This is a genomic window from Kibdelosporangium persicum (assembly GCF_013280595.1).
Lineage (GTDB): Bacteria > Actinomycetota > Actinomycetes > Mycobacteriales > Pseudonocardiaceae > Kibdelosporangium > Kibdelosporangium persicum.
Genome location: NZ_JAAATY010000010.1, coordinates 92,092 through 109,541 on the forward strand (window position 1 = coordinate 92,092; position 17,450 = coordinate 109,541).

The window sequence follows — 17,450 nt, forward strand, 5'->3', positions numbered from 1 at the left end:
CGCCAGGTCAACGCCGATCCGTTGTCATGCGCGAATCCTCGCTCGGTTCGGGCCCGGCCAGCAGGATCAGCTTGAGCAACTGGTCGCGGAAGTTGTCGTAGTCGTCGATGGCGCCGAGCAGCAGGTCCGACTCCCGCTCCTCCCGGCGCGCCTTGGCGAGGACCTTGCGTCCCTTGGCCGTGATCGTGGCCAGGATGCGCCTGCGGTCGCCGGCGTCCGGCCTGCGCCGGATGTACGCGACTCGTTCCAGGTGGTTGAGGGTGCGGCTGATGGTCTGGTCGGTCACCCGGCACAGCACCGCGAGTTCCCGTTGCGCCCGTGGCCGGTCAGTCAGGTGGTGCAGGGCGATCAGCCCGGCGTGGGTGAGGTCGTGGGAGGCGAGGAAATCGGTGAACCTGCCCTCGACGACACGCGCGGCCACGGACAACAACCGCCCAGTCGGCCACGACCTCACGTCGGCGCGCATCTCGTCCGCGTCGCCGACTACCTGGTGCCGATCACCTGCTGCCACGCCGCAATCTTGCCACCAGCGGTTATCCGACCTCGCCGGTCACCGGCATCCCGGTGACCGCACGGCCCGTCGCCGACGCCACCGCTGACGCGATCGCCGCGGCGGCGGGCGGGTACGCGAGCTCGCCGAGACCACCGGGCGGCCGGTCGGAAGCGGCAATGATCACGTCGATGTCCGGTGCCTCGTCGATCCGCGCCCACCGGTAGTCACGGAAGGACGACTCGACGACCCGGCCCTCCCGGACGGTGATCTGAGCACCCAGCACTGTCGACACCGCATCCATCACCCCGCCTTCCACCTGTGCCCGAACACCGGAGGGGTGCACCGCGACACCGACGTCGACCGCGGCGGTGACTCGCTCGACGGTCGGCCGTCCCGCACGCACGCCGACGTCGGCGACCACCGCGATCGCGGAGTCGTAGTCGACGTGGCACGCGACTCCGCGATGGTGCCCGGGACGGCAGTGCGCCCGGGCCGCCTGGCGCAGCAACGGCACCAGCCGGGAGTCCGGCGGCAGCAGTCGTTGCCGGAAGGCGACCTGGTCGATCTTCGCCCGGGCGGCGAGCGCGGAGAGGAAACACTCTTCGGCGTACCCGAACTGGCCCGCGTAGACAGCGCGCCAGAAGCCCGTACGCAGCGGCGCGGGCCGCAACGCGATCGACACCTCCCCCGGCACCCGGTACGGGAAGTGGTCACCGCTGGCCCGCACCAGCGCCGGATCGTTGAAGAACGGCACGACGGTCAGCGGCCAGGTCGCGACCTCGTGCGAACGCCACGTCGGCAGGCCGGTCGGGCCGACCACCGCACTGAGCCGATGGACCGACATCGGCCGGTAGGAGTCGTGACGCATGTCGTCGTCCCGTGTCCACAACACCTTCACCGGGCGCTGGACAGCCCGTGAGCAGGTGACGGCCTCCAGCACGACGTCGAACTCGGCCCGGCGGCCGAAGCCACCACCGGCCAGGGTGGCGAAAACCGACACGTCGCCGAGCGGCAGACGCAGGATCTGCGCCAGCCGTTCGCGGGTCCCGCCCGGGTCCTGGGTCGGCGCCCAGACGGTCAGTTTCCCGTCCGCGGTAAGGGAAGCGGTGGCGTTGTGCGGTTCCATGGGCGCGTGTGCCAGCAGCGGAAGCCGGTAGGTTGCTTGCAGTGCGACGGTTCCGGGAGCCGTGGGCGGCGCCGGCAAGGCCTGGCCAAGCTCGGTGAGCCAGTCGCGGCTGTCGGCTGCCGTGTTCCCGCCGGTCCACGTCACCCGCAATGCCGCACGACCCGCCAACGCGGCCGCTGTCCTGTTGGCCACGACGGCGACTCCTGCCGAGTCAAGCGGTACAACAGCCACAACGCCTTCGACCGCACGCGCGGCGGCGTCATCGATCGACGCGACGGTCGCGCCGAGCCATGGCGGCCGAGCGACGACAGCGACCGCCGTGCGCGGCTCGCTGACGTCGATGCCGAACTTGGCCTTGCCGGACGTGACGTCGTGGACGTCGACACGGACTCGCGGCCTGCCGAGCACACGCCATTCACGAGGGGGTTTCAGCGTCACGGGCACGGAGGCCGGATCGATCGCGGCGGCATCGGCGACCAGATCGGCATAGGCGAGCCGGCCACGCGACGGATGCACGACAAAACCGTCCCGGGCTTGGCACTCCCCCGACGGAACACCCCATCGGGCGGCCGCGGCGGCGACGAGCAGGCACCGAGCCGTCGCCCCAGCGGTCCGTAGCGGTTGGAACATCTGCTGGACCGACGACGAGCCGGCCACCATCTGCGGACCGTACTTCGCGGTGTCACCCGGCGCCTGCTCCACCACGACACGGTCCGGGTCGACCGAAAGTTCTTCCGCGACCAGCAACACGGCCGCTGTCCGGGCTCCCTGCCCGGTGTCCGGCCGTGGCACGGTCACCGTGATCTCGCCATCGGAGGTCAGCCGCACGAACACGTTGGGCCGCAGGTCCCGCGCAGCCGCCGACACCGGCATCGGGACGCTCACCACGAACGCCGTGGCGGCCAGGAAACCTCGTCGAGTGATCATTCAGCGGCCTCCCGGCCCAGTCGCGCGGCAAGCCGGACGGCAGCGCGAATCCGATGGTAGGTGCCACAGCGGCACACGTTGTCGCGCAACGCCTCGTCGATCTGCGCGTCCGTGGGATCCGGGTTCGACCGCAGCAGGTGCACCGCGGCCATCATCTGACCAGGCTGGCAGTACCCGCATTGAGCGACGTCCATGGCGATCCAGGCCCGCCGCACCGGGTGATCCACCGGCAGTCCTTCCACCGTGGTCACGCGCCGGCCTGCCTGCTCGGCGACGGTGCTGACGCACGTGCGAACCGCCCGGTCGTCCACTAAGGACGTGCACGCCCCGCACGCGCCGATCCCGCAGCCGTACTTCGCCCCGGTGAGCCCCAGTTCGTCCCGCAACGCCCACAACAGCGGGGTACCGCCGGGGACGTCGACGTCGTACTCGATCCCGTTGACGCGTAACCGATGCATCGCCACGTGCACCTTTCGCGAATCGTTCAGCCCGCTGAACTTCTTGCTTGTCCACCCTACCGCGACCACCGCATAATCGTCAGCATGCTGAACAAGTCCGCGCGGCGGACACTTCTCATCGGGGTGCTCGGCTGCGCGGCACTGACCGGACTGGTGTGGCTGACCGGCCTGTGGCTACGGGACATCGACCTGCGGCCCGACCAAGGCGCCGCGTGGTACTACTGGAAACTGCCTGATCCGACCGTCTGGACACGGGCATCCGCGTGGACGGGCTACTTCGCGCACCAGGTCACCGTGTGGGTCCTGATCTGGTACGCACAACGCAACGTCCGACGCTACACCAACGGCCTGCACCACGTGAACGTCATCGCGCTCGGGGCCAACCTGGGCTTCATCGGCCTGCACCTGGTCCAGACACACGTGTTCTACGACGGCCTCGCCCAGGACGTGTCGATCTTCAGCTCGCAGGGTTCGGTGGTCCTGCTGCTGGTCGCGGTGCTGCTGATGGAGAACCAGCGCCGCGGCCTGGCTTTCGGCCGTCCCGCGCCGATCTCGGCGGACGTGGTCCGCTTCGCCCGCCGGTACCACGGTTATCTGTTCAGCTGGGCGGCGATCTACACGTTCTGGTACCACCCGATGGAGACGACCAGCGGTCACCTGATCGGCTTCCTCTACATGTTCCTGTTGTTGTTGCAGGGCAGTCTGTTCATGACCAGGGCACACACCAACCGGTGGTGGACCGGCACGCTCGAACTGATGGTCGTCGTGCACGGCACCCTGGTGGCCGTGATGACCTCCGGCCCGGACGGCCAGTGGCCGATGTTCCTCTTCGGGTTCCTCGGCGTGTTCGTGATCACCCAGATGCACGGGCTGGGACTGTCCCGAGCGACACGATGGGTGCTGGCAGGGTGCTACGTCGCCGCCGTTCTCGCCGTGTACGCCACCCGCTCGATCACCCAGGTCGATCAGGTCGTCCGGATTCCGGCCATCGACTACCTGCTCGTCGCCGCACTCGCGGGACTGCTCTGGCTCGGCCTACGGATCGCACGCCTGTTCCGTGCCTCCAGGCGTACCGATCCTGAGCGGTCACCTACGTCGACGACGGTGTAGCGGGGTGGCCGCCTGGGTATCGCAACGGTGTGAAGGATCATGACGAACCGCTGGACCTCGGCGCCACCGAACTGTCCGCCGACGAGGAAGAACGCCTTCGCGAGGAGCATGACCTCAACCGGCCGCGAGAGTTCGACCGCCGCACCGGCATCGACGAGCGAACCGCCACCCGGGCCACGCTGCTCCCCGAGGAGGAGGCGGCGGGCAGCGCCGATCCCGAGGCCCAGGCCCGGGAAGTGCTGCGCGATTCCGAGATCCGCACGGAGATCCCGGAATCCGCTCCCGACACCATGATGGAGCGCCGCGACAGCAGCGAGACCCGTTGACCGCCGTGGTTCAGGGCCGGACGGCGTTCGCGATCTGCCAGGAGTCCTCCAGCAACAAGTATTCGCTGATCAGACCGTCCTCGTCCACCTCGAACTGGATGGTGAAGGCCGAGTCGATGACCTTGCCGGTGGCGCGGATGGTCGCGCGCAGCCGGCCGATCGCGACAGCGTGCGGGCCGTCGGCGTGCAGCCGCTCAAGCTCGAACCGGCCGGGGATCAGGCCCTGGTCGAGTTGGTCGAAGAACTCGCGGATCTCCGCCCGGTCGCGGCGGGAACCAAGCCAGGGGACGAGTTCGGTCGCGCCGGGAATGTCCCAGCGCACATCCTCGGCGAAGAGCTCGACGACGCTGTCACGATCCCCTGTGGACAGTCGGCGGAAGTACTCGGTGACGGCGGCTCGCGTTCGTTCGGACACGGTTTCTCCTCTCCTTACTGGGTGACGGTTTCCCGGACCAACCGGGAGTTGTCGGCGCGGTGGACGCCCGCCGCGAGGGTGAGGGCGAGCACGGCGGCGACACCGAGTCCGACGCTCACCCATGCCACGCTGGGGTAACCGAGCCGGGCGTCGATGGCCTCACCGCCGAGCCAGGGGCCGAGGGTGTTGCCGACGTTGAAGGCGGCCGTTGTGCTCGCGCCGACGAGGGTCGGGGCGTTGCCCGCCACCGCGAACGCGCGCACGTTGAGTGCCGGGTTGATGCCGAAGCCCGCGACCCCGAACAGGAACACCGCCGAGATCGCGACCAGCGGCACCGATCCGGCGACGGCCAGCAGCACCAGAGCGAACACGGCGACGGCGATACCGCCGTAGAGCGTCAGGAACGGTTTCGCGTCGGCAAGCCGTCCGCCCGCCGTGATGCCGACGAGCGCTCCCAGACCGAACAGCGAGAGCACGCCGGGCACCCAGCCCTCGGGCAGGCCGGTGACTTCGGTCAGCAGCGGGGCCAGGTAGCTGAAGGTCGCGAAGACCATGGCCTGGGCCAGAGCGATCACGCCGAGAGCGAGCCAGAACCGGCCACCGCGGTAGAGCCGCAGTTCGGTGGCGACGTCGGTCTTGTCACTACCGTTCTGCGTTTCGGGCACGAGGGCGAGCACGCCGACCAGTGCGATGACGGTCAGTGCCGTGACCGCCCAGAACGCCGCGCGCCAGCCCGCGTGCTGGCCGAGGAACGTGCCTGCGGGGACTCCGGCGATGTTCGCCACGGTGAGCCCACCGACAAGGATCGCGAGCGCACGGCCTCGTCGCTGCGTCGGCACCAGAGCGATGGCGGTGGCGGCCGCGACCGCCCAGAACCCTGCGCAGGCGACGGCGCTGGTGACGCGCGTGGCGAACAGCAGCGCGTATCCGGAGGCCAGCGCGCCCACGACGTGGGAGATCCCGAAGGCGACGAGCAGGCCCAGCAGCGTCGCCCGCCGGGGCACGCGGAGCGTCGCGATGGCCAGCAGCGGAGCGCCGACGACCATGCCGATCGCGAAGGCGGAGATGAGCAGTCCCGCCTGGGGGATGCTGACGCCGAGGTCGGCGGCCATTCCCGGGAGCAGACCGCTGATCATGAACTCGGACGTGCCGAGCGCGAAGACGCTCAGTCCCAGTATCCACACTGCCAACGGCATGGGATTTCCCTCCAGTTTTGCATTGATCAGTCCAAAATAGGGGCAGCCGCAGTCGCGATCGTGTCCGCGAGGGTTACCTGGCGGCGATCGCGGTCAGGGCGAGTTCGGCGACCGCCTCCATGGCGGCCCGCTCAGCACCACGGCGCGACATCAGCCGGAGGCCGGTGACAGTGCTGTGCGCGAATTCGGCGATGTCTCCAGGCCGATGCGCGGTGTCGATCGTGCCGTCCCGCTGACCTTCCGCCGCGCACGCGGTCAGCAGGCTCACGTGCCGTCGGGTGTCCGCGTCGATCCGGGCGCTGATCTCCGGATCGCGGTCACCGAACTCGGCGACGGTGTTGACCACCAGGCAACCTCGGCGACCTTGGATGTCATCGTCGATGGTGTACGCGAACAGGGCCCGGAAACACTCGATCCCGGTCTCGCAGGACTCGAGCAACTCTGCCCTGTCCCGCTGTCCGCGCTCGGCGTAGTGGTCCAACGCGCGAACGAACAGTTCATGCTTGCTGGTGAACGTGTTGTAGATACTGCTGCGCCCCAGGCCCGTGGCCTCGCAGAGGGCTTGGGTCGACGTGCCTTCGTAGCCGCGCTCCCAGAACGCCTCCATCGCACGCCCGATCGCGGCGCGCTCGTCGAACTCCTTGGGCCTGCCCACGCGACGACCATACCAGGTTTTAGATCGTCCAGTCCAAAACCCCCCTCGTGAGTGTTTATCGGTGTTCTAACCCTGATAAACACTCACGAGGGGGTGAGGGGGTGATTTAGCCGGTGTAGCGGGCGTCGGTGCCGTAAAGCTCTCTGGTGAAGGCGGAGATGTACGTGTGCGCGTCGGACGCGCCCAGGTCGTAGGTCAGGTACACGCCGTAGCCCTCACTCACCGTTCGCCTGGCAAGACTGGCTGCCGTGCTGCTGGGCGTCACGCCGATGTGGACGGCCGCAGGGGAAAGCCTGACCTTGGGAAGGCCCACGTTCGGCACGCCCCACGAGCCGTAGTACGGGTTCCAGGCGTAGTCGAACATCGGCCCGATGTTGACGCCCCCGTACGACAGGCGAGACGCCGACGGGCCGATGTTGTACAACGTGATGAGTTTGCCGGGCATCGCCGCACGCAACGCCGTGACGAGGTAGACGAAGGAACTCGCGTTGGGCTGGCCGGTGCCGTTCCTGCCGTATTCGGCGTACTCGTCGTCGAAGTCGATGCCGTCCAAGCCGTACTTGGCCACCGTGTCGGACAACTGCTTGGCGAAGGCCTCGGCCGCCTGTTTGGACGGGAAGTTGGCGAACCCCGCGCCCTGGTGGTTGCCCAGGATCGACAGCGTCACCTTGATCCCCTTGGCCTGCAGCGGACGCACCTGCGTGGCCACGTTGTCCAGCACGCGCTGCACGTTCGGGTTGAAGTACAGGTACGCCGACTTCCGCTCGACGTCGTAGTTGATGTTGGCAGCGAAGATCACTCCGATGTCGAACACGTTACCGCTGCCGTTGGCCAGCGTGTACTTGCCCACGTTGAGCATGCTGTGGTTGTTCACCTCGACGTACGCCACGGAGACCGGGCCGGTCTTCGCGAGCGCGCCCGACGCGCCGGCCGTGGCCGGCATTCCACCGGCCATCAGGGCGACCGCCGCTACGAGCGCACCGATCTGACGAAATCTGGACACCGTTGATCAACTCCCGTCGACTGGGGTTGGCAGGGTCATCCCAGCCAGCGAACCAGCCGCGAAGACCCATCGTCCACGTGTCGCGACATGCCTGTCCGGTGAGTTGTCCGTCGAGGTGAAACGCAGGCGTCCAAATCTGTTGCGTGACTGATTCGGCGGGAATGGTGACCGGACCCCACCACCTCTGGTGCCGGTCCGGGAAGACGGACCTCGGCGGTCGTGTTCGGCGGGACGGTCAGGTCGAGCTGCCAACTCGCCTTGGCAAGGCCGTAGGGAACGGGACTGTGCCGTCGTCGAGTTGTTCCGCGGCGACGTCCTGCAGCCACGAACTCAGCATTCCCGCGCAGTCGTACAGGAAAGCTGCCGTGGCTGCGAAACGGGTCGCGCTCCTGCAACGACGGCTGGCCGACCGTATCCGGCGGACGTGGGAGTCCGTGCGCTGCCGTGTCCGTTCGAGGTGAGCCCGCTGCTGGATGCGATGTGGTGGCACCCGATGTACGACAAGGACCCTGAGCACCGCTATCTCCGCGATCTGGTCGTCCGCGCGACCGCCGCGGCTTCACTGTCCTGACCGGGCTCGGCATCCCGGCGCCGACAACGGCTTCAGCTCATCCCGCCGCTGCCCGGGCGACCCGGCTCCTGGGCTTCGGCCGCACGCTCGTGCAGGCGGAGCCTGATCTCCTCCGGGGTGTAGGCGCGTCGCCGCCGCTCGGCACGGGCGATGACCACGCCAGTGGCCGCGACACCGAGGAAACCGGCGACGCCCAGGATCTTCCACAGCCGCATCTGCGTAGCCTACAGCCGTGCCTGACAGCTCGATCAGCCTCGACGAGGCCGTGCACCTGACCCGGACCGGCGACGTGTGGGTGTTCCGCGGCAGCTCACCGGCGGACCGCGCGATCCGGGTGACCACCAACAGCCCGGTCAACCACGTCGGCATGGCGGTGGTGATCGAGGATCTCCCGCCGCTGATGTGGCACGCGGAACTGGGCCGTTCGCTGCCGGACATGTGGAGCGGGACGCACCAGCGCGGCGCCCAGTTGCACGACCTGCGCGACGCGGTCACCACGTGGTCGGCCAAGTACCGGCAACGGGTCTGGTTGCGGCAGCTCGACCACGAGATCACCCGTGAGATGGAAGACGCGGTGCTGCGCACGATCGCCCGGCTGGACGGCACCCCGTTCCCGTCCACCGCGCGTCTCGCCGGCCGCTGGCTGCGAGGCCGGTTGCCCAGCCGCCAGCGCGCAGCCCCTTTGGAGACGGCGTTCTGCGCGGAGATCGTCGCCCTGACCTACGAGGCGATGGGCCTGCTGCCCGCTCGCCGGCCGAACTGGTACGACCCGGGCCGGTTCTGGAGCGGCGACGATCTCGAACTGCTGGACGGCGCGCGGCTGGGTGAGGAGATCGCCGTCCGAGTGCCGTGACGGCTGGACCGGTTGCGGAGATGCCCGATCTCGGCGGTCCGCCCGCTCAGCCGGCCGGACCGCCAGCGCCTTCCCCGGGAAGTTTCCAGCTCAGCAACGCGACAGTGCCGTGTTCGCCGTGGTGCAAGTCGAAACGGTCGGTGACAGCTCGGATGATCGACAGCCCGCGGCCGCGGACGCCTGGCTCGGACGGCGGTGGACGCCACGAACCACTGTCGGCGACCACCACGTTCACCGCCTTCTCCACCGGGCTGTGCCCGGCGAAGAACCGGACGATGCCGGCGGGCTGGTTCCGGTAGCCGTGCTCGATGGCGTTGGTGACGGCTTCGTCGACCGCGAGGACCAGATCGGCCAGTGTGTCGCGGTCGAATCCGAAGCCTTGCGCCCACTCCGTCACGGCGGCGCGCAGCGGCGAGAGCTCGTGCCGGACCGCGGGAACAGCGCGAAACAGCACTGGCGAGGCCGCGTCGGCACTCATCACCGCCTCGCACACCGGTTCAGGCAGTTGTTCCGCCCAGGCGTGCAGGGCAGCGGTCGATCTGGAAACCTCGGCCTCGGTGTCGTCGAGCATGCTCGTGTGGTCCTCACAGCGACGGATGGCAGGACGCCCGGCCCGTGAGGCACCCGCGACTACCCCGTGAGCATGAGCGAAGGCACAAACAGGTGGTTGAGATTACGCTCGCGCGAGCGCCTCGGCCACCGTGGGAAACACTCTGAGCATCTGGTCGAGCCCGGTGATCTCCAGGCTGCGGCGGGCCACTCCACGGCCGGGCACCACACCCAGGACGATACGCATGCGTTGCGTCTCGTGCTGGGCTTCCACCAGCACGCGCAGCCCGGACGTCCCCATGAACGTCACGTCCCGCAGATCCACCGTCAGCCGCGTCGGCCGGCCGCGCATCGATTCGTCGACCGCTTGGGCGAAGTCGTCCTCGGTCCACCGATCGATCTCGCCGGCGACACGGACGACGGTGGCGTCCCCGTGCTGCTCGACCCGGCACGAAAGGATTGTCTGGGTACCTGTGGACATGCCTGGTACCGCCTTCCGTCGTCTTCGGCATCCCGACATCCGCCGTTTGCGAACGGGGCCTGGTGCACACCCGCCAGGACCTGACGACTCCTCCCACGGTAGCCCAGTGACATCACCGGCACTACCTCTCACCACCGTCAGGGTGAATGCGACGCCGACGCCCTGCGAACGAGATCGGCCGCGATCTGGCGAAGCTTGGTGTTCGTGTCCTGCGACTCGGCGACCAGTCGCCGGATCGCCTCCTCCTCGCCGATGCCGTGGCTGGCCATCAGAATGCCCTTCGCCTGCTCGATCACCGCCCGCGAACGCATCGCGACCTCGAGGTGCCCGGCCAGCTCACAGGTTTCCCGGTAGCGACGGGTGGTTCTCAGCCCGAACGTCACGATCGTGGTGTACAGCGCCAGCAACTGGGAGTCGATCTCCTCGAAGCCGTGGTCACCGAACCCGAAAAGGTTGATCGCACCCGACAACTGCTCGTCGACGGACAACGGCGCGGCGAGATGGCTGCCCACCCCCATCCGCTGGGCGGTGGCGACGAAGTCCGGCCACAACGCCCTCGCCGTCCGAAGCGACACCCGCACGATCTCCCCGGTCGCCGCGGCACGCAGGCACGGACCGTCCGCGGCCTCGTACTGGACCTTGTCGATCTCGACGGCACGCCGGTCGGTGAAGGCGGCTGTCCGCGCGCCCTGGTTCTCGACGACCGTGACACTTGCCATGTCCGCGCCAGGCACCACCCGGACGGCCTCGGCACACACCGCGTCCAGCATCTGCGACGTGTCGGATCTGTTCTCCAACGCGGCGGTCAGAGCCGACATCGCGTCAGTGACCTCGTCCAGCAAATCAGCCATCATGCACGCTCCACTCGGCCGGCTCGACATACCTATACCGGCCCGCACGACTGTCCGCCACACCGCGTTCGATGCCCAGCCGGTACGTCAGTCCGAGAATCTCACACGTAGCAGCGGACGGCGGTGAGAAACAGGCAGTTCCCGGCGCGTCCTCGTGGATTCAGGGGCGTCGCCGGTCCACTCGCGACGCCCCCAAGGTGATGTCAGAGCACGATGTCCGCGAGCTTGCTGATGTCGTCGAGTTCGTCGGTGGTCGGGTTGAGGATGAACTCGTCGACACCGAGGTCGCTGAACGCCTTCGTGGTGCTGCGTACGGCCTCCGGCGTGGCGCTCATGGAACCGACGACTATGTCGACGAAGTCACCGGAACCGGCGTAGTAGTCGGCGACCTTGCGACGGCCGGTGTCCGGGTCGGTCAACGCGAAGTACGCGATGCCGACCAGCCATGGCTCACCCTCGCGGCCCTGCTGCCGCCATGCGTCCCGAGCGGCGTCGAAGAACTGGCCGGCCATCGCGGCCGGGACCGAGCCTGCGATGTAGCCCTGCCCCCAGCGAGCCATCCGGGCGTACGCGGCCGGTGACATTCCGCCGAACAGCAAGGGAACCTGACGGGTGCCAGGCGGCACCGCCGGGTTGTCACCGCCCCCGACCGGTGCACCGTTCCAGACCTCACGGTAGGTCTCGAGGTCGGCGTCCATCCGCTTGCCGCGCCCTGAGATGCCCAGTCCGTCGGCCACGAAGTCGTCGGGACGCACACCCACGCCGACGCCCAGCGTCAGCCGCCCGCCGGAGACTCCGTCGATGGCCGCGATCTCCTTGGCCAGCAGGGTGGCCGGCCACGCCGGCCCGATCAGGATGTTGCTGATCAGACCGATGCTCTTCGTCGCGCCCGCCGCGGCGGCCAGCGCGACCGTGTCCATCACGCCGGGGTACGCCAGCCGGCCGACTGTGCCGAGCGTCGAAAAACCGGCATCCTCGGCGCGCGCGGCCCATTCGGGAATGACGTGTGGCCGGACGTCGCGCACCTGGTTGGGCAGCCCGATGCCGATTTTCATGAGATGGAATCCTCCTGGCTGGTGACGCACGGTTCGGTAAGTAACGAACTTACCGCGCTCGCGTGCCGGGACTGGGCGCTTTTGATGGCGCGAAGTCGCCAACCGTGAGTGCGCGTGGCCATGCCGGGCCACAGGAATGGATCACCACATCGCCCAGGCAGTCCACAGTGGAGAGGAAACTCGCGAGGAAGCGAGTTCGGCGGCGCCGTTGATCACCGCTCGCCCCCGACATGCCGGAATGAATCGCGTTCGCGCCGCCCACGACGGTTCACGGTGACGCGCTTGAGAATCTTGATATTCGATGACATGATCCATCAGGCCGTGTCCCCTGCGAAACCAACTCGGCGCGTGATCCGAATATTGGCAACTACCGGTGCCGCGGACCGCTGGATATGGGCCAACGGGTTGAAGGCGATTAACCCGATCGGGCGCCGGACGACACCTCATCGAGTGGAAAGTTCTCGCGTGGATATGTCGATGGGCTGACGTGCGAACACCGCCCTTCACCATGGCGTCGAAACGGCTATCATTTCAGACGCTCAATCACGCGCGGGGGCCGCGAGGCGGTGGAGGAACGTGATCGAGGTGGATGTACGCTCGTCACACGAAGAGCTCAGAAATGAGCTGCAGGGTGTCGCCAGGGACGAGGGACTGACCCCGGCGAAGCTGGAATCGACCAGGTTGCTCGCCCTGATGGCTCGTTTGCCGGAGTGGTCGGTCACGGACTCCACCCGCATGCTGTACAAATTGATCGTCGATGTCGTCGCGGATCTGCGCGGCGAAAAGGCACGAACCGCGGCACGGGTGACGTTGAATCTCGACGGTTCACCCGTCCGGGGAAGATCGGCGATGGCCCGGCAGGCCGCGCTGGCCGAGAAACGGGCCGTCCATGCCGACACGGTGCGCGCCTGGTGGCGCAGTGCCGTCAACGCACTGGCCGACATCCTGCCGCTGAAGATCGGGGAACTGAACGATTCCCCGGAACAATGGAACACCTACCGCAACGGGTCGCCGGTGGCCGACCACGGCACCGTGCCCGACCACTCGTTCGACCGCATCGAGGTGGCGTGGCGCCTGCGCGGCAAGCTGGCGACCGAAATGACCACGTCCCGCTGGCTCGTGTCGCACCGGGACGGGTTCGACCGGGTCAACGCGCGAGGCTGGTACTTCTCCGATCGCAGCGCTGACAGCTGCGAGGTCGTACCTCTGCTCAACTGCCGCAAGGTCGATTCCCGGCACATGGGTCGCGGCATTCTGGTGTCCAAACTGGAACTTCCACAGCCGCTCAAACAGGGCGAAAGCGTGTTCTTCGCATACAAGGTGGTGATTCACTCCACAAAGGAGACCGAGACGCTCTTTTATCACAACGTAGCGTCTGCCGGCGTGAAGCTGTTGCTCTATCGAGTACAGTTCGATCCCGGCACGTCACCCGATGACATCTGGAGTTTCGCCGGTGGGGACGAAGTCGAGTTCATGACACCGCCACCACGAGGATCTTCGCGATACCTCGCGGTCAACCGTCTCGGTTACGCGGAGCAGGTGTTCACCGACTGCAGGTTCGGACTCAAGTACGGCGTTTCCTGGCGATGGCCCGAAAGGGGATCAATGGGCGAGGAATGACAGACCCGACGGGAAGGGCCGGTGCGCGAGCCCGGCCCTTTCCCCTGTCCACGGCTGGGCGATTGTGGGCGAACCCGGACGGAACCAGGCAGCTCGGCGGGAAGAGTGGATGTGTCCCGGCAGCACGGAATGGTAAACGCGCACCGGTCTTCGTGATCTCGATTGACTTGCCCTGGCGGCGCGGCGCCTACTACTCACATTAAGCGTTGGCTACTGCTTTGGGACGGGGTGAGGCCCATGCATCTGCTTTCGTCCGTACACCGAGCGATTGTCCTGATCGACGTGGAGAAGTTCGGCGACCCCTCGCGGACGATTGTGCACCAGCGGGCGGTCCGGGAAGGGCTCTACGAGATCACCGAGAAGGCGTTGACCGAAGCCGGAATCCTCAGCGAGCACTACACCCGCGACGATCGCGGCGACGGGATTCTGCTGCTGGTCGATCCCGTGGTGCCGAAGTGCCGCCTGATCGACCAGTTCCCCAGCCGGCTGGTCGCGGCGATCCGGGAGCACAATGCGAAGTCGGCCGACCTGGCGCGGATCCGGCTGCGGCTGGCCATCGACGCCGGGGAGGTGCTCTTCGACCGGTACGGCGTCACGGGCGGTTCGGTCACCCGGGCGTTCCGGCTGATCGACGCACCGATTCTGAAGGAGGTTCTCGGGACGTCGACCGGCCTGCTGGCGATGATCGTCTCGGACCGGTTCTACGACGACATCGTCCGGCATGTGCCCGCGGCCGCTCCGGACACGTTCCTTCCGTCCCGCGTGACCGTGAAGGAAACGGACCTGATGGCATGGATCCGCTTGCCCGACCACCCGTTCCCGCGGCCGGAAGCGGGCAAGGTGATCGACTCCTGGTGGCGGCGGCTGCTGAGCTGATGCCTCGCCTGTGACACCGGTTCGGCGACGTTCCACCAGCTCCGGGTTTCCCGTTGGCCGATACACCCAGCGGGAAACCTCGATCCGCTACGACGCGGCGGCCGCGGTGGACATTCGTGATATCAGCTCGACGTCGAGAACCGCCGGTGCTGACGGGTGTTCGCCGTTCTCGGCGATGGCCAGCAGGCGGGTTACCGCCTCGACGGCCTTGCCGGTGATGTCCTGGGCGACTGTGGTGAGCTTGGGTGTGGTGTACGAGCTGATGTCCAGATTGTCGAAGCCGACCACGGAAACTCGTTGGGGCACCGGCACACCGGCTTCGGTGAGGCCTTCCATGATGCCGATGGCGAGGATGTCGGCGGTGGCGAAGACCGCGGTGGCGTGGGGATGGGTGTCGAGCAGGCGGCGGCCCAGGGTGACGCCGTCGGCGTGGGTGGTGTCGGCCGTCTCGACGGCCGGATCGGGGATTCCGGCCTGGTGCAGGGCCTGTTGGAAGCCCAGGAAGCGTTCGTGCACGACACCCGCGTTGTGGACGGTCGGGCCCGCGAAGACGATGTTCTTGTGGCCCAGCGAAAGCAGGTGCTCGGCCGCCAGGCGCGCTCCGGTGACGTCGTCGGAGCGGACACCGATGGTGAGCGGATTCGCCGAGTAGCTGTCGATCGCGAGAACGGGGATGCTGCCGATCGTCCTGCGGTCCAGGCGGTCGATGTCCTCGTCGAGGAATCCCAGCAGGATCGCGCCGTCCAGGCTCCACGACCGCAGCGCCTCCGCGACCTCACGAGGCTCGGCGATTCCGCGCAGCATCAGGTGGTATCCGTGCCGGCGCAGCTGTCGTTCCGCCTGGCCCAGGAACTCGGCGTGGTGCGGGGTGATCGCCAGGCTCCCGTGACCAGCGGGCACGAGCAGCCCGATCAGCTGGGACGTCTGCGCCGCGAGGCTGCGGGCCTGACCGTTGGGCACGTAGCCGAGCTGACCCACGATCCGCTGGATCCGGGCGGTGGTCTCGGCCGAGACGCGGGCGTGCCGTCCGTTGATCACGTTGGACACGGTCATGATGCTCACCCCGGCCGCATCGGCGATGTCCTTCAGCGTCACCCGCATACGTGAGTCCCTTCCGACGTCATCCAGCGTAGATGCGTCCCGGCGTTGACACCCCGCGACCGGGAGGTTTACTGTCCCAACCCAACGGAGATATAGCGCTAAACCTACTCTCATCTGCGGCGATTGACCAGTTCATCGCCGGCTGAAGGCTGCATGGAAGGAAAACCGGTGACAGAAGCGCGGTGGTGGCGCGACGCGGTGATCTACCAGATCTATCCGCGCAGCTTCGCCGATTCCGACGGCGACGGCACGGGCGACCTCAACGGCGTCCGCGCTCGCCTGCCGTACCTGCGTGACCTGGGTGTGGACGCCATCTGGTTCACCCCCTGGTACGCCTCGCCGCTCGCGGACGGTGGGTACGACGTGGCGGACTACCGGGCGATCGACCCGCAGTTCGGCACGCTCGCCGACGCCGAGGCGCTGATCGGCGAGGCGAAGGAAATGGGCATCCGCACGATCGTCGACGTCGTGCCCAACCACGTCTCCGACCAGCACGTCTGGTTCCGGCAGGCGGTGGCCGCCGGACCTGGATCGCCGGAGCGGGAACGGTTCTGGTTCCGCGACGGCCGGGGCGAGCACGGCGAGCTGCCGCCCACGGACTGGACCTCGAGTTTCTCCGGCCGCACCTGGACCCGTGTGCCGGACGGCCAGTGGTACCTGCACCTGTTCGCCCCGCAGCAGCCGGATCTGAACTGGAACCACCCGGACGTCCGGCGCGAACACGAGGACGTGCTGCGGTTCTGGTTCGACCGCGGCGTGGCGGGCATCCGGGTGGACTCGGCCACGATGCCGGTGAAGGACCCGGCCCTGCCCGAGGTGCCGGAGACCTTCGGGCCAGGCGAGCACCCGTTCGTCGACCGGGACGGACTGCACGACATCTACCGCTCGTGGCGGGCTATCGCCGACTCCTACGCCGAGCCGCGCGTGCTCGTCGGCGAGATCTGGCTGGACGACCGGCACCGGTTCGCGCGCTACCTGCGGTCCGACGAGATGCACTCCGCGTTCAACTTCGACTTCATGAGCCGGCCGTGGGACGCCAAGGAGTTCCGCGACTCGATCCAGTCCACCTTGGACGCGCACGCCCCGGTCGCGGCGCCGGCCACCTGGGTGTTGTCCAACCACGACGTCACCCGGCCGGTCACCCGCTACGGCCGGGCGGAAAGCGGGTTCAGCTTCGCCGACAAACGGTTCGGCACGCCCACCGACCTCGCGCTGGGCGAGCGGCGGGCACGTGCCGCGGCGTTGCTGACCGCCGCGCTGCCCGGAGCGCTGTACATCTACCAGGGTGACGAACTGGGACTGCCCGAAGTGGAGGATCTGCCGCTCGACGTGTTGCAGGACCCGATGCACTTCCGGTCCGGTGGCGTGGACCCGGGCCGGGACGGCTGCCGCGTGCCGATCCCGTGGACCCGTACGGGCTCGTCCTGCGGGTTCGGACCGGACACATCGGACGCTCAACCGTGGCTTCCCCAACCCGCTGGCTGGAATGAGCGGTCCGTGGAAGCACAAACCGGCGACCCTGGCTCGATGCTCTCCCTCTACCGGCGGGCGCTGGCGCTGCGCCGGTCCGAGCCCGGCCTGCGCGGCGAGTCCTTCGACCTGCTGGACAGCCGCGAGGACGTGCTCGCCTTCCGCCGCGATGATGTGCTCTGCGTCGTCAACCTCGGCGACGAGCCACTGCCCCTGCCTGACCACCGCGAGGTGCTGCTGGCCAGCACGACTGTCGATGGTGACCACCTACCCGCAGACGCAGCCGCCTGGCTGCGGGCGTGATCCACTCTGGA

Annotated in this window: 21 protein-coding genes; 7 read left to right on the forward strand and 14 right to left on the reverse strand. The window is 67.9% G+C overall.

What is annotated here, in order from left to right; all coding sequences use genetic code 11:
* Positions 1–7: 7 nt before the first annotated feature.
* Genes GC106_RS19635 through GC106_RS19645 form a run of 3 tightly spaced genes read right to left on the reverse strand, consistent with a single transcriptional unit; the run spans position 8 to position 3,010 of the window.
* A complete protein-coding gene (locus GC106_RS19635) occupies positions 8–511 on the reverse strand; it encodes a MarR family winged helix-turn-helix transcriptional regulator (protein ID WP_312872744.1) in 504 nt (167 codons plus the stop codon).
* Between the two features lie 22 nt (positions 512–533).
* Positions 534–2,546 carry a xanthine dehydrogenase family protein molybdopterin-binding subunit gene (locus tag GC106_RS19640; RefSeq protein ID WP_173132592.1) on the reverse strand — a complete coding sequence of 671 codons (2,013 nt, stop codon included), beginning with the start codon at positions 2,544–2,546 and terminating at the stop codon, positions 534–536.
* Positions 2,543–3,010, reverse strand: a complete 468-nt coding sequence (locus GC106_RS19645) for a (2Fe-2S)-binding protein (protein WP_446684939.1) — start codon at positions 3,008–3,010, stop codon at positions 2,543–2,545. Before GC106_RS19645 ends, GC106_RS19640 begins: the two co-directional genes overlap by 4 nt.
* 78 nt (positions 3,011–3,088) lie before the next feature.
* Between GC106_RS19645 and GC106_RS19650 the strand changes: the two genes are divergently transcribed.
* Both GC106_RS19650 and GC106_RS19655 read left to right on the forward strand, forming a co-directional pair.
* Positions 3,089–4,114 (forward strand): hypothetical protein, encoded by a 1,026-nt coding sequence (locus GC106_RS19650; protein WP_173132597.1) that lies wholly within the window; start codon positions 3,089–3,091, stop codon positions 4,112–4,114.
* A gap of 29 nt (positions 4,115–4,143) precedes the next feature.
* A complete protein-coding gene (locus tag GC106_RS19655) occupies positions 4,144–4,440 on the forward strand; it encodes a hypothetical protein (RefSeq protein WP_173132600.1) in 297 nt (98 codons plus the stop codon).
* A 10-nt stretch (positions 4,441–4,450) separates the two neighbouring features.
* Here GC106_RS19655 and GC106_RS19660 read toward each other — a convergent pair whose 3' ends face one another.
* The 5 genes from GC106_RS19660 to GC106_RS49730 all read right to left on the reverse strand — a co-directional run bounded on the left by GC106_RS19660 (position 4,451) and on the right by GC106_RS49730 (position 8,046).
* Positions 4,451–4,855 carry a nuclear transport factor 2 family protein gene (locus tag GC106_RS19660; RefSeq protein ID WP_173132603.1) on the reverse strand — a complete coding sequence of 135 codons (405 nt, stop codon included), beginning with the start codon at positions 4,853–4,855 and terminating at the stop codon, positions 4,451–4,453.
* Positions 4,856–4,869: 14 nt separating this feature from the next.
* Entirely contained in the window at positions 4,870–6,051 is a 1,182-nt protein-coding gene (locus GC106_RS19665; RefSeq protein ID WP_173132606.1) for a Cmx/CmrA family chloramphenicol efflux MFS transporter, read from the reverse strand.
* 73 nt (positions 6,052–6,124) lie between these two features.
* Positions 6,125–6,706: a TetR/AcrR family transcriptional regulator gene (locus GC106_RS19670; protein ID WP_173132609.1), complete on the reverse strand. Its 582-nt coding sequence runs from the start codon at positions 6,704–6,706 to the stop codon at positions 6,125–6,127.
* Between the two features lie 106 nt (positions 6,707–6,812).
* Positions 6,813–7,709 (reverse strand): endo-beta-N-acetylglucosaminidase H, encoded by an 897-nt coding sequence (locus GC106_RS19675; protein ID WP_312872745.1) that lies wholly within the window; start codon positions 7,707–7,709, stop codon positions 6,813–6,815.
* A 235-nt stretch (positions 7,710–7,944) separates the two neighbouring features.
* The gene (locus tag GC106_RS49730; protein ID WP_376777755.1) at positions 7,945–8,046 is read right to left on the reverse strand and encodes a hypothetical protein; all 102 of its coding nucleotides are present in this window, start codon (positions 8,044–8,046) and stop codon (positions 7,945–7,947) included.
* Between the two features lie 87 nt (positions 8,047–8,133).
* On the opposite strand from GC106_RS49730, the gene GC106_RS19680 reads away from it, so the two are divergent.
* On the forward strand, positions 8,134–8,280 hold the full coding sequence (locus tag GC106_RS19680; RefSeq protein WP_246366304.1) for a hypothetical protein: 147 nt from the start codon (positions 8,134–8,136) through the stop codon (positions 8,278–8,280).
* A gap of 32 nt (positions 8,281–8,312) precedes the next feature.
* Here GC106_RS19680 and GC106_RS19685 read toward each other — a convergent pair whose 3' ends face one another.
* A complete protein-coding gene (locus GC106_RS19685) occupies positions 8,313–8,495 on the reverse strand; it encodes a hypothetical protein (protein ID WP_173132612.1) in 183 nt (60 codons plus the stop codon).
* Positions 8,496–8,512: 17 nt separating this feature from the next.
* Here GC106_RS19685 and GC106_RS19690 point away from each other — a divergent pair, with 17 nt between their 5' ends.
* Entirely contained in the window at positions 8,513–9,133 is a 621-nt protein-coding gene (locus GC106_RS19690) for a hypothetical protein (RefSeq protein ID WP_173132615.1), read from the forward strand.
* A gap of 46 nt (positions 9,134–9,179) precedes the next feature.
* Here the strand turns inward: GC106_RS19690 and GC106_RS19695 are convergent, their stop codons facing one another.
* From GC106_RS19695 to GC106_RS19710, 4 genes are all read right to left on the reverse strand, one after another.
* Positions 9,180–9,704: an ATP-binding protein gene (locus tag GC106_RS19695; RefSeq protein ID WP_173132617.1), complete on the reverse strand. Its 525-nt coding sequence runs from the start codon at positions 9,702–9,704 to the stop codon at positions 9,180–9,182.
* A gap of 102 nt (positions 9,705–9,806) precedes the next feature.
* The gene (locus GC106_RS19700; RefSeq protein WP_173132621.1) at positions 9,807–10,163 is read right to left on the reverse strand and encodes an STAS domain-containing protein; all 357 of its coding nucleotides are present in this window, start codon (positions 10,161–10,163) and stop codon (positions 9,807–9,809) included.
* A 137-nt stretch (positions 10,164–10,300) separates the two neighbouring features.
* Positions 10,301–11,014, reverse strand: a complete 714-nt coding sequence (locus GC106_RS19705) for a GAF and ANTAR domain-containing protein (protein WP_173132936.1) — start codon at positions 11,012–11,014, stop codon at positions 10,301–10,303.
* Positions 11,015–11,217: 203 nt separating this feature from the next.
* A complete protein-coding gene (locus GC106_RS19710; protein WP_173132624.1) occupies positions 11,218–12,069 on the reverse strand; it encodes an LLM class flavin-dependent oxidoreductase in 852 nt (283 codons plus the stop codon).
* 576 nt (positions 12,070–12,645) lie between these two features.
* Between GC106_RS19710 and GC106_RS19715 the strand changes: the two genes are divergently transcribed.
* Together GC106_RS19715 and GC106_RS19720 are read left to right on the forward strand one after the other, a co-directional pair.
* Entirely contained in the window at positions 12,646–13,689 is a 1,044-nt protein-coding gene (locus tag GC106_RS19715) for a hypothetical protein (protein WP_173132627.1), read from the forward strand.
* A 237-nt stretch (positions 13,690–13,926) separates the two neighbouring features.
* Complete coding sequence (locus GC106_RS19720) at positions 13,927–14,565, forward strand: hypothetical protein (RefSeq protein WP_173132631.1); 639 nt, start codon at positions 13,927–13,929, stop codon at positions 14,563–14,565.
* Between the two features lie 87 nt (positions 14,566–14,652).
* On the opposite strand, the gene GC106_RS19725 is transcribed toward GC106_RS19720, so the two are convergent.
* Positions 14,653–15,666 (reverse strand): LacI family DNA-binding transcriptional regulator, encoded by a 1,014-nt coding sequence (locus tag GC106_RS19725; RefSeq protein WP_173132634.1) that lies wholly within the window; start codon positions 15,664–15,666, stop codon positions 14,653–14,655.
* Between the two features lie 168 nt (positions 15,667–15,834).
* Here GC106_RS19725 and GC106_RS19730 point away from each other — a divergent pair, with 168 nt between their 5' ends.
* Positions 15,835–17,439: a glycoside hydrolase family 13 protein gene (locus GC106_RS19730; protein ID WP_312872746.1), complete on the forward strand. Its 1,605-nt coding sequence runs from the start codon at positions 15,835–15,837 to the stop codon at positions 17,437–17,439.
* Positions 17,440–17,450: the final 11 nt, after the last annotated feature.